Source organism: Neobacillus sp. YIM B06451 (assembly GCF_032667185.1).
In the GTDB taxonomy this organism is placed as follows: domain Bacteria; phylum Bacillota; class Bacilli; order Bacillales; family Cytobacillaceae; genus Bacillus_D.
The window spans coordinates 49,908-62,689 of sequence record NZ_JAVFKJ010000011.1 but is presented as its reverse complement, the minus strand read 5'-3'; the positions used below and the strand labels follow the sequence as shown (position 1 = coordinate 62,689).

Sequence of the window (12,782 nt, the reverse complement as noted above, 5' to 3'; positions counted from 1 at the left end):
ATACTTCCGGATCTGGTTTTTCTCAAAGAACAAGCCGTTCCACATGAATTTCCAAGAGAAAAGAGATACCACTTATTCAAAGGAATGAAAAAAAGCCGGCAACGAATTGCCAGCCCACTTTCCATTTTATTTTTTTTCGGATTTTATGTACTGTTGCCGGAAAACCTGTAGGGATTCCGTTTCGTTCATGACACTCAGTTCCTTTTCGGTCAGCTTCCCATTGCCCATTTTAACAATGAATACATCAACCGACTTTTTGCCCCATTCCTTGAAAACGTCTTCTACCGTTTCAAAATAAAGATCGAGCTTATGTCCTTTGATGGCGCTGCCCGTATCGGCTACCACTCCGTATCCATAACCCGGGATGAAAAGCACAGTCCCGATTGGGAATATCGTCGGGTCAGCGGCGACTGTTGAAAAAAGATCCCGTTTTACCTTGACCCCTGAGTATGTAATTCCATAGGCTGGGTGGTTTTCGTCCTTTCCGGTCGACTCAACCCCTGCCGTGTAGCCAGTGGCAATGACCGTCTTTTTCCTGTACTTGCTCCAGTCAATCGCTTCCTCGAGCTTTGGCGGGGACGCCGCGACTGCTTCGCTTGATGATACTAAGCTTTGTGGCCTAATTGCTTGCCTGATTTTTTTAAGCTTCAAACCAACCGATTTAAATTTATGGGCAAAAAATGTGTGAACGCTTTTTTCTTGTTGTGGGGCTTCTTGTCCAAGTCCAGAGTAGGAGATAAGCATTTTTGCCTCGACTCCGGATATGGATTGAAAGGTAGTTGTAAGTGCCATAACAAATAAGAGTACCATGGCAAAACGCCTAGCCCAAACTTTTTTATGGTTCATAATTTCACTCCTCCCATGACAATCTTCCCCAAGATTCAGGAAAATATTCATAAAAGGAGCAAAAAAATGATTTTCAACGGGTAAATTTGCCTATACGGACATAAAAATAGCCTTTTCCACGAATGAAAAGGCTAGAACATTTGGTATCCATTTTTTCGTAAAAGCTTAATGGCAGCACCCGCGGTAATTGCACCGACTAGGCCGCTTGAAAGAATAATCACATCGGCCGACCCTAATGAAACAAGCTGGTTCCCTAGTTGGCTAAAAGCCGTTTTAGTATTTGTAAAATACTCGATAAACCTGACCTTGTCAACAATCAATAGAACAATGGCCGGGTAAATGACAGCCATGATCCAAGACATTCTCAAAAGCATATTCAAAAGGAACCCAATTCCGAAAAATAGTACAAAGAATAAAAGCATCGATAAGACCAGTTCAACTATACTCATCATTCATCCCCCTCAGGCACTCAAGTTATAGTTTACTCAAGCCCGTTGGGTCAGTCAACAGCCCTGCCTAAAATCTAGGCGGCTGGTGTGAGGCCTTTTCGGCTACTCCTTCTTTTTTCCGGAACCTCCACAGCATGTGCACGTTTCCGAACCGCCAAGAAGCAACTGAAAATAGCCAAATCCTCCGCAATACATACACTTTTTTGCATCTGTCTTAGCTGTTTTCATACGTTCCTCTCCTTTTGTTTTATTAACTCAATTTTCTGATAATATAACAGGAATATATGAAAACGAAAAGCGTAATATTCTCCAATTTAAGGCAAAGAAAACGCATACATGCCTCTCATGCTTTTATTTTCTCGCTCTTTCGTAAAATTATTGAAAATTTAAATAATTCAATAAACAAAGACGCGCTTTTGCCACATTTTTAGGGATTTTCATTAAACCCTTCTCTATTTTTAAAAAAAGAGCTTGTACGATGTATAACCGAACTCTTTGCCAGGGTTAAGCTCGTCTTTGCCAGGAAGATGGACAAGATTCCCGAGGCCGATTAAATAGTGGATGAGGATGGAAGCGTCTTTTTCCAACATTAATTCTTCAGGTGACATGTAGGCAACCTCGATGATTTCATTTTCTTGTCGGCGAATGATGCCTCCTTCCCTCGCTTCAAGTAAAAACAGCAAAAGGTTGTCACTAAAATCGGTCTCTATGACGCCGGTGCGAAGGCCAATCAATCCTTTTACCGTACACTCAATCCCGGTTTCTTCCATTACTTCCCTTACAGCCGCCTCATCCGCGGTTTCTCCCTGATCCACAAACCCTGCCGGAAGAGACCATTTACCTTTAAGGCCACCGTAGCTTTTTTTTACAACAAGCCATTTCCCCTGATCAGATACAACAAGGCCAGCCGCGGCCAGCCAGACCTTTCCGCGCTTATTCGAAGCCATCTCCTCCACCCCTTCAAAATTTAATTATTTTCATATGTATTTTTTGTTAAAAAGATGACTACAATCTATGGAAAAAGACCCCTCTTGCTGGCCAGAATGGGCTTTTTCTTTGACTGCAATGCAAAAAGGGGCAGATTCCTCTGCCCCTTCCGATTATAGCACGTTGAACTTTCCCTTTTTTAATACAAGGCCAGCGCCGCCAACGAGATAAAGCGCGCGGTTGTCGATGACTTTTTTCATGAAGGATGCTTTTCCGCCGGTCAGCTTTTTGCCATATACGACACCGATTGCATCATCTTCGCCAAGCGAGCAGACGGTTCCTTTAATATCCGGAACAAAAGCGTCCAGCTCTTCTTTTCCGCGAACAAGCGCGACAATATTCCGTGCGGCAACTTCACCCTGCTGCATCGCAATTTGCGCTGTTGGCGGATATGGGCGGTTGATTTCTTCATTAATAATCAATGAGCAGTCACCAATAATGAAAATATCATTGAAGCCTGGGACTCGAAGATCTGGCTGGACCTTCACACGTCCTCTCATCGCTTCAAATCCGGATTTTTCAATAATGGAATTTCCGCGGACACCAGCGGCCCAAACAACGGTCCCTGCCTTGATTTCCATTACTTCGCCTTCATTTTTGGCAACAATGATGCCATTAGGTGTACATTCTTTAATGGCTGTTCCAATCATGAACTCAACGCCTTTGCGTTCGAGCGTTGCCATAGCGTAGTCCACCAGCTCGGGATCAAACCCTGGGAGCACTGTTGGAGCTGCTTCCACACAGATTACACGAACTTTGTGGAAATCAACATCATATTCCTGGCAAAGCTGAGGAATGCGATTCGATAATTCGCCAAGGAATTCAATCCCGGTAAAGCCAGCGCCCCCAACGACGATTGTCAGGCGCTCGTCTTTCTTTTCTTCTTCAAAATTATAAGTCGCGAATTGATACTCGATATGTTCACGAAGCTGTCGAGCCGAATTAACACTCGTAATTCCGAAGGCATATTCCTTCAGACCTTTAATGCCAAATGTTTCTGGCTCTGCGCCCAAAGCAATCACGAGGTAATCGAAGGCAACTTCTCCTGTATCAAGAATGACCTTCTTTTCTTCCTTATTTACTTCTACGACCGTACCCTGGACGAATTCAACCTTTTGCCTGTCGATGACTGTATCGATGTCGTAACGGACACGGTCATGGTGCAAGGTCCCAGCGGAGGCTTCGTGCAGCCACGTTGTTTCGTAGTGGTAATCATTTTTGTTGACCAGGACAATTTCCGCTTCATTTACCCCAACCATTTTCTGAAGTCGGACCGCGGTAACGAGCCCGCCATAGCCGGCCCCAAGAATGACGATTTTAGGGATTCTCAACGCAATCACTTCCACCTTTACATTATATTTTATACAAGTGTTTTTAGCTTCTGCCGCTGTTCTCCTGTTTAGTTAACCAATAATTCTTTGATTTCCCTAAATCTGGATAAATAACGGACCAAAAGAAAGATTGTGATTTTTTTCACTAGGGTGTTCAAAAAAAGTTTCTGATTTCGTCACAATTTAGTAACAATATTTCATATCTCATCTTATTCTTTTTCTTACGTATTTTCAAGCGAATTCTTTAACCAAAACGCTCCTTTTAAAATGTTCAACAATTCAGTTTATTTATTTTTCCCTTTATTGGCAAGGGTTTTGTTCAAAAAGGAATTAATTGGATAAGCAGTAAATGAAAGCCCTTTCCTAAATTTTGCAGCATATGGCTTGTATTGGCACAGTTGTGGTATGATTATCTCTGGACTACCTTTACTACTTTGTTGGGGGGATACACACGTGCAAGAAGAGCAAAAAGTTTTTGATATTACCATTATTGGAGGAGGGCCAGTTGGCCTGTTTACCGCTTTTTATGGTGGTATGAGACAGGCTTCGGTTAAAATCATCGAGAGCCTTCCACAACTAGGCGGCCAGCTGTCAGCCCTTTATCCTGAAAAATATATATACGATGTTGCCGGCTTCCCGAAGGTTCGCGCCCAGGAACTAGTCAACAACCTGAAGGAGCAAATGGCCAAGTTCGAACCAGTGGTCGCGCTTGAACAGTCGGTTGAAAAAGTCGAAAAGCAGGCTGATGGTGTTTTCAAGCTTACCACAAATAAGGAAACGCATTTTTCAAAAACAATCATTATCACCGCTGGAAACGGCGCATTCCAGCCTCGCAGGCTAGAATTGGAAAGCGCTTCCCAGTATGAAGGAAAGAACCTTCACTATTTCATTGATGATTTGAACCATTTCGCCGGCAAAAAGGTTGTCGTGTTTGGCGGAGGCGATTCAGCGGTCGACTGGGCGCTAATGCTTGAGCCAATCGCTGAACAAGTATCAATCATCCATCGCCGCGACAAATTCCGTGCCCATGAGCATAGTGTTGAGAACCTTCACAATTCGAAGGTCGAAATCAAAACTCCGTTTGTTCCAGATGAGTTGATTGGTGACGACGATATCAAACAGGTAGTCATCGCCAGCGTTGACGGCACTACAAAGGAAGCGATCGATGTGGATGCAGTCATCGTCAACTACGGTTTCGTTTCATCACTTGGCCCAATCAAGGAATGGGGTCTGCAAATCGAAAAGAACTCCATTTTAGTTAATTCAAAAATGGAGACAAATGTGCCTGGCATCTATGCCGCCGGGGATATCTGCACTTACGACGGCAAAGTAAAGCTGATCGCCTGCGGTTTCGGTGAAGCGCCGACAGCGGTTAACAACGCCAAAGCTTACATCGATCCAAAAGCAAAAATCCAGCCGCTCCACAGCTCGTCAATGTTTGGTGAATAAAATAAGGCTTCCCGGTTTTTCCGGGAGGCTTTTTTGTTTGATGTTGCGGCTTCCCGGTTGTTTCCTGGAGGCTTTTATGAGGAAGTATGATTATCGGGACTCATCTTGCTCTTATAACCCGATCTTTGTCCCGATTCCATCGGAAATGTTTTGTAAATCTCAGTCTGTTTGCACAATTATTTTTCCAAAAGAAAAAACCTTCCCAACCATTTTGGTTGCCCAAAATGGCCAGGAAGGGTATAGCTTTATTTTTCAAAAAAGTGCTTTAGCATTCTTCCGGGGTGCCGGCGGCTGTAGCTGTGCGGAACGATGAGCCGCATCCACATGAAGCGATAGCGTTTGGGTTATCGATGGTGAAGCCTCCGCCCATCAAGGATTCTTTATAATCAATCTTTGTCCCGTTCAGGATCGGGCCGCTTTCCTTGTCGACCAAAATTTGAATCCCGAACTGTTCGAGTTGGATATCGTCTTCACCAATTTCATGGTCAATTCCCATGCCATAAGAAAGGCCGGTGCAACCGCCGCCTTTTACACTAACGCGAAGGTATCCACCTTCCTCTTCATTTTGCTTCATCATATCCTTAATTTGCAGGGCTGCCGCTTCTGTAAGATTTACAATTTGGTTTTCCATCCAAATCCCTCCTTTTCCTGGCCTTAATTACAGTATATTTCAGTTGAGTGTAAGTTCTCAACATGTCTGCCCATCTTTGGCAAAATTAGAACATTGGATTTTCATCCAGGTATTGGTAGATATTTTCCACAAGTTCCTCCGGCGTGCCACCCGTGACAGGATCCCCATTGACGAGGGCATACATGGAGGAAGCGCATTTTCCGCAATAGCCTAAGCACCCATATTCAACGATATCAAGGTTCGGGTCCCTTTCGAGTTTTTCAAGGGCAGCCTGGGCGCCGCTCGCAAGGTTGCTAATACAGAACTCTATTAACGGTTTAATCATTCACTCACCTCATTTTATACACCCTATTATCCTAACTCTTTTGCCCTTTCCAGTCAATTACCATACGGTTTTGGGTAAGGTCAATACGTCAAGTGAATTTGTTGAGAAATTGACACAATTTAGCTATACTCAAACTGAATGAATGTGCGTATTTAAAAACTATGCCGCGAAAATTTTACCCGTTTACTAAAATCATTTGCGCATACAAAAGGGGATTATTTTATGACGAATTTAGTTATCCTTGGGGGAGGATATGGTGGGATGAGGCTGCTGAACGAGCTTCTCCCGGACCACTTGCCTGCTGGAGTTTCGGTAACGCTTGTGGACAAAAATCCTTATCATTCCCTTAAAACGGAATATTATGCTCTTGCCGCAGGAACAGTTTCGGATAAAGAGCTCCGTGTTGACTTTCCCGAACATCCGCGCCTTACCATTAAATACGGCGATGTGACTGGAATAAATCTTGGCGAGCAGTCTGTCGATCTGAACGGCTCCGAAAAAATAGGATATGACATTCTTGTGATTGGCCTTGGCTGCGAGGATAAATACCATAATGTTCCGGGTGCTGATCGATACACTCTCAGTATCCAAAGCATCGAAAAGTCCCGCCAGACGTATCAAACGTTAAGCAACCTTGCTCCCGGCGGAACCGTTGGCATTGTCGGTGCGGGGCTGAGCGGTGTTGAACTGGCGAGCGAGCTGAGTGAAAGCCGTCCTGACCTTCGTGTTAAGCTTTTCGACAGAGGGAACCATATCCTGCCTGCTTTCCCCGATCGCCTCAGTGAGTACGTGGAAAAATGGTTCATCCAACACGGTGTGGAGGTCATCAATAATTCCAATATTACAAGAGTAGAAGAAAAAGTACTTTATAACCATGTCGAACCGGTTCAGTGCGACGCGGTTGTTTGGACCGCCGGCATCCAGGCAAATAGGATTGTCCGCGAACTCGATGTGGAGAAGGATTCATCCGGAAGGTTAACGGTAACTCCACATCATCAGCTACCCGGCTATGAGAATGTATTTGTTGTCGGGGATTGCGCGAGCCTCCCGCATGCGCCAAGCGCGCAGCTTGCCGAGGGGCAAGCCGAACAAATCGCCGAAATCCTCAAAAAAAGATGGAGCGGCGAAGAGATTCCCGAAACAATGCCGCCAATTAAATTAAAGGGCGTTCTCGGATCACTCGGAAAAAAACAGGGTTTTGGCATGATGGCGGAACGCGCGATTACAGGCCGTGTCGCCAGGCTACTTAAATCCGGGGTGTTATGGTTATACAAATATCATAAGGGCTGATGGAGAAACCAGGTGTTGCGCCTGGTTTTTTATATGATTGGCGGCCGCTGCATCGGCAGTTTTTGTGGCCACCTTTTTTAAAAAAACGAAAGGCATCCCAAGGTTTATTTTGAGATGCCTCTGATGCCTAGCTGTGGCTATTTGCTTTGTTCGTTCTATTAAACACTCAAGGACCGTTAATCCAACGTGAAACCTTAAGACCGTTTTAGTTAAAAATCCAACGTGAAACAGTCTTCATACCAATCCTTAAGACCGTTTTAGATTAAATTCCATAGTAAAACGGTCATGATAACAGTCCTTAAGACCGTTTTAGATTAAATTCCATAGTGAAACGGTCATGATAACAGTCCTTAAGACCGTTTTAGATTAAACTCCATACTGAAACGGTCATGATAAAACACGAGATGTAATTTCCTGATTAATATATAGCTGGATGGCATTGCGTACCCACCCTCCAGCTTGCACTTTGTTATCCCGCCCCGTAGCCGTGGTTTTCAAGTTCGGCGAAAACCGTTTTAAGCCGCGGGTTCCCTTCACCGACGATTTTGTCGCCGATGAGGACGACAGGATAAAACATGTCTTCTTCGATGACGCGCTCGGCAAAGGACCTTTTTTCTTCCGCTTCCGGTGGGTTGTAAATATCCACATAGGTTATATCAAACGGCTGGTCCGGAAATTTCCGGCTTACCGCCGCTTCGAGCCATTCATAGGTTTCTTTGGACGACGGCAGATTTACACAGCTTGGACAAAGTTGATCAGCCCCATAAACAATTATTTCCACTTTCTTTTCTCCCATACTGAATCACCCCTTTGCCCTAATTTTACAACATTGTGACTATAATAAAATAAAAAAGGTCTTTATTCAAAGATTTCCTGTTCCGAAGAATGGATTTTTAACCCCTATCAGATTATAATAGATAGTATGAAAGGAGTCGATTTTCATGACAGAACAGGAAATGATTGCACAGGTTCAAGAAGTTCTAGATAAATTGCGCCCGTTTCTCCTTCGCGATGGCGGCGATTGTGAATTAGTCGATGTCGAGGATGGCATTGTTAAACTCCGTTTGCTTGGTGCGTGCGGCAGCTGCCCGAGCTCGACAATCACACTTAAAGCCGGGATTGAACGCGCGCTTCTTGAAGAAGTCCCTGGCGTTGTCGAAGTTGAACAAGTATTCTAAATTATGTATAGCAAAGCGATTGCCCCAACCAGGCAATCGCTTTTTTTATCTCCGAATCAGGATTTCCAGTCTTTATTCACAATTGTTTTCGGTTCTTTGCCTGACAAAACAAGGCTAATATTGTACGCGCAGAGATTCATCATCGTCATTCTCGTTTCGATGCTCGAGCTTCCGATATGTGGAATCGCCGTCACATTTTTAAGCTTCAAAAGCGGATGGCTGGCACTGATCGGCTCTTTGTCAAATACATCCAGCCCAGCTCCAGCAATATCCCCTTCAGCGAGAGCTTCATAAAGCGCTTCTTCATCAACGACAGGACCGCGTGAGGCATTGACAAAAATGGCGGTTTTCTTCATTTTCCTGAACACATCCCGGGTAAACATCCCTCTTGTTTGCTCTGTTAGCGGCGTCATGCACACGACGAAATCGGATTCCGCTATAAGTTCATCGAAGGATACGTATTGGGCGCCGATTGCTTCCTCGACCTCCATATTCCGTGACCGGTTATGGTAAAGGATGGCCATGTCAAAACCCGTTGCGCGCTTTGCCACGGCGGCACCGATTTTGCCCATACCGACAATCCCAATTGTCTTGTGGTGAATATCCTGCCCTGCCAAAAGGAGCGGGCTCCAGCTTTTCCATTTGTCATCTTTGATAACATCAGCCGCTTCGACAATTCTACGGGCCGCTGCCATTAAGAGTGCAAAAGTCAGGTCGGCTGTCGTATCCGTCAGGACATCGGGCGTATTGCAGACCGCGATCCCCCTTTTCGTTGCGGCCGGGACATCAATGTTGTCGAAACCGACTGCAAGATTGGCGACAACCTTGAGGTTTTTGCCTGCGTCTAAAACCTCCTCGTCAATTCGGTCGGATAGCATCGTTAATAGGGCGTCCGCCTTGGCCGCCTCTTCCAGGAGCCTTTCCCTTGGAACCGGCATTTCCTCGCTGTCCCACATGGAAACTTCGTAGCTCCCGATTAATCCCTCCACTGCTTCATCAGGCAATTTACGTGTAATAAATATGTATGGCTTCATTTTTCATCCCTCCAGATAAAAGGGCAAGCCTCGTTCAGTACCGATGCTTGTCCTCTTTGTAAAAAACCCGTCTTACCTTTATAGTATCACAATATGACGGGTTTAAAGCACGTTGAGGTTTGCCTGCCAGGAGGAAGCCATTTTGGCCATGCAGCCGCCCAAAAAGACGGGTTAATAGTACTTAGCGGTTTGCCTGCCACTCCGGTTTTGGCAGCACTGATGTAAATGGCGAACCGGCTGTGGCAAAAAATGATGCGGTAAATTGCTCGTAGTCAGATGTCTGCTTCAAGATGGCGATTAGCCGGTCCTCAAGCGCCTTCTGGATTGACTCCCGGTTGGAGCTGTAATACGTTTCAATTGTTTCAAGATAATGGAGAGGAAACAAAAGCCTCGCATACAGTAGCCTCCACGAAAATTTTGACAGAGGCGCGATGCTTTTGTAGTCCGAGAAGAACTGCGCGATTTCCGGGCCGCATGTTCTGCTGTTATGAAAAAACCTTCCTCTCGCCCATTCCGCCAAATCGCGGCTGCGATGATCAAAAACCCAATCCATTGGGTTCTTTAAAATATATTGCCTGCCCCAGGATCCTTCCGAAAACCTTTCATGGCAGACTGTTCCGCCATCAATCATTTCCGCATCCTCATCTAGCTCCGTATCTACAAGATATTGGATGGCATTTTCGGCAAGCCCCACAAAATACGGGAACGATTCAATGAACATCCGTTCAAATTCATCATTTGCGGGCTGGAAAATCCGTTCCGACCACACCCGCTCCATTTGGTCGAGCCTTGTTTCCCACATGTTTTTCCATTGACCGATTCTGGACGTTTTTTCGACCTGAAAGGGAACCATCCTGCCCCGCTCGTGAAATTTTGCGAGCTTTCGCCCAACCCGCATTTGCCCTTGGCGCGCCGGAGGACCCAAAGCAAGCAGGCAATACTTCCCCCCTTCCCAATCGCCAATGATGCTCCCGCTTTTCGTCGGAAGGATTGCGGGAACATTCCGATCTCCATATGCTGTTAAATGGGCGGCTATTTTTTGCAGTTCGGCCGCCTCTTCCTCGTCTTTTCCCCGGGAGTTGGCGACAATATAGTAAAAGCCATTCCCCCTGAAAGCATCGTACGATTCAATCCTCATATATTCTCCAGCAGTAATCCCGTACACTTTTTCAAGCATTTGCCCGAGCATGAAACCACCTGCCTTCCCGGATTCCCTACTATGTATATGCCAAAGCGCGGCAAACTTGTTGCGCCCGTTTTTTTAAAAATCGGAATGAACCGGCGGCAATTGCAAACAATATGAAAGAATCCCCAAATTTGTTCCTTTTGGGGAGGTCAGGCATAATGTAAAGAAATAGGGTTATATATATAGTGAAAATTACGGGGAAAGGTGACTACCACATGTCTGAGAAGAAGAACGAAAACTTAACGGAAACTACCGCCCGCAGATGGCTGAAGGAGCGGGGGGTCGAGGTCCAGGATATCGCTGACCTCGTCTATTTCTTGCAGCAGAAGTACCATGAAGACTTGAAAATTGAAGACTGCCTCCACAACGTCGAGCGAGTTCTTTCAAAAAGGGAAGTCCAAAATGCGATTATTACCGGCATCCAGCTTGATATGCTTGCCGAAAAAGGCCTTCTGGAGGAGCCCCTCCAGTCGATTATAAAAACCGATGAAAGCCTATATGGCGTAGACGAAATCCTCGCTTTCTCGATCGTGAATGTTTACGGTTCGATTGGATTCACGAATTATGGATACATTGATAAACAAAAGCCGGGGATCCTAAGGCGCTTGAACGATAAATCGACTGGAGAAGTCCATACCTTTCTGGATGACATCGTCGGAGCGGTTGCCGCGGCCGCGTCAAGCCGCCTCGCCCACCGAGCAGAAAATGCGGAATAGAAAAAGCGATTTGCAAAAAAAATTTCAAAACAGTCCAGCCATAAGACGGCTGGACTGTTTGCATTTAAACATTCCATTCATCAAGGGTGTCAATTGAGTACGTTGGCTTTTTTTCGTAATTTGCCAATAATTCGCGGCTCGTCACGCCGGTATGGACAAGGAGGGTGTCAAGGCCTGCATTCATTCCGGCGAGAATATCGGTATCATAATAGTCGCCGACCATAATCGTTTCCTCCTTGTTTGTTCCAAGAACTTTTAGAGCCTGCTCCATGATAATCGATTCGGGCTTCCCGATGAATGTCGGCTGCACCCCCGTCGATGCGGTAATCGCCGCCGTAATTGCCCCGTTTGCCGGCAGCATTCCCCGCTCGGTCGGGACGGCCAAATCGCTGTTCGTTGACAGAAAAAGCGCACCGCCGCGGACAGCGAGGCAGGCTACAGCGAGCTTTTCATACGTCAAAGCCGTATCAAGCCCTACGACGACATAGTCGGCATGCTCCGCTCCCGCATCGAGCCCTTTTTCGTGAAGGGCGTGGCGAAGCCCCTCTTCCCCAATCATAAACACAGATGCTCCTTGCTTCTCCCCGGCGATAAAGCTAGCTGTTGCCAAGCTTGAAGTGAATACGTGTTCTGCGGTGGCGGGTATGTCAAAACGGCGCAGCTTTTCGGCGACTTGGGCGGGCGTACGAGTCGAGTTATTCGTGACGAACAAGTACGGAAGCCCTTTGCTTTCAAGCCTCTTCACAAAACCGGAAGCAGCCTCAATCCGTTCCGTACCTCTATACATCGTTCCATCGAGATCAATCATGTAGCCTTTATATTTTTTCACAATCATCACTCCCGGCAAAATGTCATTCTACTGTTTTTATCGTACCCATAATAAAAAAAGGCCGCTTGCACGCGGCCAGGTCGATTAGTTATTTTTTAAAAGCCGATACAGGTCCGAGCTCGTTGATGAGGTATGCCCTTACCATTCCTGGGAAGTCCTTGACTCCATCCAAGATTCCCGCAATTTCAGAAACAAGCTGCTTATGGTCGATGGCTGTATAGTACTGGACAAGCTGTTTCCGTTGGGAAACGAGTACCTTCAGATTGGCGGATACGTGCTCATCGATTACCTTTTCGTCGAGGAGAATGTCAATAATATCTTCATAGCTGCCTGGGTCGCGCATGATGAAGCCATCAATCATAGCGTTGCCAACATCAAGAATCGCTTCAGCCAGCATATGGGCAATCCTTTCAAGCGCAGCTTTTTCAAGAGGGGACTCCCATTTCCCTTGCGCCCTAAACAGCCCGGCCAACTGCTCTATGTAGAGGAGTTTTTCCTCCATCTGATCCCGGTCGACAAAGTACATACATC

General features: G+C 45.9%; 16 protein-coding genes. 4 read left to right on the top strand and 12 right to left on the bottom strand.

The genetic code is table 11. The annotated features are described in order from the left end of the window. Nucleotides 1-126: 126 nt before the first annotated feature. The 5 genes from RB160_RS16685 to RB160_RS16665 form a co-directional block, all read right to left on the bottom strand. Nucleotides 127-846, bottom strand: a complete 720-nt coding sequence (locus RB160_RS16685; RefSeq protein WP_316571561.1) for a 3D domain-containing protein — start codon at nucleotides 844-846, stop codon at nucleotides 127-129. Nucleotides 847-977: 131 nt separating this feature from the next. Beyond that, nucleotides 978-1,295 carry a YuiB family protein gene (locus tag RB160_RS16680; RefSeq protein ID WP_316571660.1) on the bottom strand — a complete coding sequence of 106 codons (318 nt, stop codon included), beginning with the start codon at nucleotides 1,293-1,295 and terminating at the stop codon, nucleotides 978-980. A 102-nt stretch (nucleotides 1,296-1,397) separates the two neighbouring features. Next, nucleotides 1,398-1,523: a YuiA family protein gene (locus tag RB160_RS16675; RefSeq protein ID WP_316571560.1), complete on the bottom strand. Its 126-nt coding sequence runs from the start codon at nucleotides 1,521-1,523 to the stop codon at nucleotides 1,398-1,400. Nucleotides 1,524-1,753: 230 nt separating this feature from the next. Beyond that, nucleotides 1,754-2,242: an NUDIX domain-containing protein gene (locus tag RB160_RS16670; RefSeq protein WP_316571559.1), complete on the bottom strand. Its 489-nt coding sequence runs from the start codon at nucleotides 2,240-2,242 to the stop codon at nucleotides 1,754-1,756. A gap of 153 nt (nucleotides 2,243-2,395) precedes the next feature. After that, a complete protein-coding gene (locus tag RB160_RS16665) occupies nucleotides 2,396-3,613 on the bottom strand; it encodes an NAD(P)/FAD-dependent oxidoreductase (RefSeq protein WP_396954736.1) in 1,218 nt (405 codons plus the stop codon). Between the two features lie 453 nt (nucleotides 3,614-4,066). Here RB160_RS16665 and RB160_RS16660 point away from each other — a divergent pair, with 453 nt between their 5' ends. Continuing rightward, complete coding sequence (locus tag RB160_RS16660) at nucleotides 4,067-5,062, top strand: NAD(P)/FAD-dependent oxidoreductase (protein WP_316571557.1); 996 nt, start codon at nucleotides 4,067-4,069, stop codon at nucleotides 5,060-5,062. A 265-nt stretch (nucleotides 5,063-5,327) separates the two neighbouring features. On the opposite strand, the gene RB160_RS16655 is transcribed toward RB160_RS16660, so the two are convergent. Then, on the bottom strand, nucleotides 5,328-5,693 hold the full coding sequence (locus tag RB160_RS16655) for a HesB/IscA family protein (RefSeq protein WP_316571556.1): 366 nt from the start codon (nucleotides 5,691-5,693) through the stop codon (nucleotides 5,328-5,330). A gap of 85 nt (nucleotides 5,694-5,778) precedes the next feature. Further along, nucleotides 5,779-6,018: a YuzB family protein gene (locus RB160_RS16650; RefSeq protein WP_316571555.1), complete on the bottom strand. Its 240-nt coding sequence runs from the start codon at nucleotides 6,016-6,018 to the stop codon at nucleotides 5,779-5,781. 222 nt (nucleotides 6,019-6,240) lie between these two features. Between RB160_RS16650 and RB160_RS16645 the strand changes: the two genes are divergently transcribed. After that, complete coding sequence (locus RB160_RS16645; protein ID WP_316571554.1) at nucleotides 6,241-7,308, top strand: NAD(P)/FAD-dependent oxidoreductase; 1,068 nt, start codon at nucleotides 6,241-6,243, stop codon at nucleotides 7,306-7,308. Nucleotides 7,309-7,777: 469 nt separating this feature from the next. Here RB160_RS16645 and RB160_RS16640 read toward each other — a convergent pair whose 3' ends face one another. Then, nucleotides 7,778-8,104: a YuzD family protein gene (locus RB160_RS16640; protein WP_316571553.1), complete on the bottom strand. Its 327-nt coding sequence runs from the start codon at nucleotides 8,102-8,104 to the stop codon at nucleotides 7,778-7,780. Nucleotides 8,105-8,249: 145 nt separating this feature from the next. Between RB160_RS16640 and RB160_RS16635 the strand changes: the two genes are divergently transcribed. After that, the gene (locus RB160_RS16635) at nucleotides 8,250-8,486 is read left to right on the top strand and encodes a NifU family protein (RefSeq protein ID WP_059173595.1); all 237 of its coding nucleotides are present in this window, start codon (nucleotides 8,250-8,252) and stop codon (nucleotides 8,484-8,486) included. Between the two features lie 56 nt (nucleotides 8,487-8,542). On the opposite strand, the gene RB160_RS16630 is transcribed toward RB160_RS16635, so the two are convergent. Next, nucleotides 8,543-9,520 (bottom strand): 2-hydroxyacid dehydrogenase, encoded by a 978-nt coding sequence (locus tag RB160_RS16630; RefSeq protein WP_316571552.1) that lies wholly within the window; start codon nucleotides 9,518-9,520, stop codon nucleotides 8,543-8,545. Nucleotides 9,521-9,701: 181 nt separating this feature from the next. Then, a complete protein-coding gene (yutH, locus tag RB160_RS16625; RefSeq protein WP_316571551.1) occupies nucleotides 9,702-10,709 on the bottom strand; it encodes a spore coat putative kinase YutH in 1,008 nt (335 codons plus the stop codon). A 212-nt stretch (nucleotides 10,710-10,921) separates the two neighbouring features. Here yutH and RB160_RS16620 point away from each other — a divergent pair, with 212 nt between their 5' ends. Then, nucleotides 10,922-11,422: a phosphatidylglycerophosphatase A family protein gene (locus RB160_RS16620; protein ID WP_316571550.1), complete on the top strand. Its 501-nt coding sequence runs from the start codon at nucleotides 10,922-10,924 to the stop codon at nucleotides 11,420-11,422. 64 nt (nucleotides 11,423-11,486) lie between these two features. Here RB160_RS16620 and RB160_RS16615 read toward each other — a convergent pair whose 3' ends face one another. Further along, nucleotides 11,487-12,251 (bottom strand): TIGR01457 family HAD-type hydrolase, encoded by a 765-nt coding sequence (locus RB160_RS16615; protein WP_316571549.1) that lies wholly within the window; start codon nucleotides 12,249-12,251, stop codon nucleotides 11,487-11,489. 88 nt (nucleotides 12,252-12,339) lie between these two features. Next, nucleotides 12,340-12,777 carry a DUF86 domain-containing protein gene (locus RB160_RS16610; protein WP_316571548.1) on the bottom strand — a complete coding sequence of 146 codons (438 nt, stop codon included), beginning with the start codon at nucleotides 12,775-12,777 and terminating at the stop codon, nucleotides 12,340-12,342. Nucleotides 12,778-12,782: the final 5 nt, after the last annotated feature.

Coding starts and splice junctions, on each gene's coding strand:
- RB160_RS16675 (WP_316571560.1), bottom strand. CDS start 1,523: ATGAAAACAGCTAAGACAGATGCAAAAAAGTGTATGTATTGCGGAGGA.
- RB160_RS16645 (WP_316571554.1), top strand. CDS start 6,241: ATGACGAATTTAGTTATCCTTGGGGGAGGATATGGTGGGATGAGGCTG.
- RB160_RS16630 (WP_316571552.1), bottom strand. CDS start 9,520: ATGAAGCCATACATATTTATTACACGTAAATTGCCTGATGAAGCAGTG.
- RB160_RS16640 (WP_316571553.1), bottom strand. CDS start 8,104: ATGGGAGAAAAGAAAGTGGAAATAATTGTTTATGGGGCTGATCAACTT.
- yutH (WP_316571551.1), bottom strand. CDS start 10,709: ATGCTCGGGCAAATGCTTGAAAAAGTGTACGGGATTACTGCTGGAGAA.
- RB160_RS16680 (WP_316571660.1), bottom strand. CDS start 1,295: ATGAGTATAGTTGAACTGGTCTTATCGATGCTTTTATTCTTTGTACTA.
- RB160_RS16655 (WP_316571556.1), bottom strand. CDS start 5,693: ATGGAAAACCAAATTGTAAATCTTACAGAAGCGGCAGCCCTGCAAATT.
- RB160_RS16635 (WP_059173595.1), top strand. CDS start 8,250: ATGACAGAACAGGAAATGATTGCACAGGTTCAAGAAGTTCTAGATAAA.
- RB160_RS16685 (WP_316571561.1), bottom strand. CDS start 846: ATGAACCATAAAAAAGTTTGGGCTAGGCGTTTTGCCATGGTACTCTTA.
- RB160_RS16620 (WP_316571550.1), top strand. CDS start 10,922: ATGTCTGAGAAGAAGAACGAAAACTTAACGGAAACTACCGCCCGCAGA.
- RB160_RS16670 (WP_316571559.1), bottom strand. CDS start 2,242: ATGGCTTCGAATAAGCGCGGAAAGGTCTGGCTGGCCGCGGCTGGCCTT.
- RB160_RS16610 (WP_316571548.1), bottom strand. CDS start 12,777: ATGTACTTTGTCGACCGGGATCAGATGGAGGAAAAACTCCTCTACATA.
- RB160_RS16650 (WP_316571555.1), bottom strand. CDS start 6,018: ATGATTAAACCGTTAATAGAGTTCTGTATTAGCAACCTTGCGAGCGGC.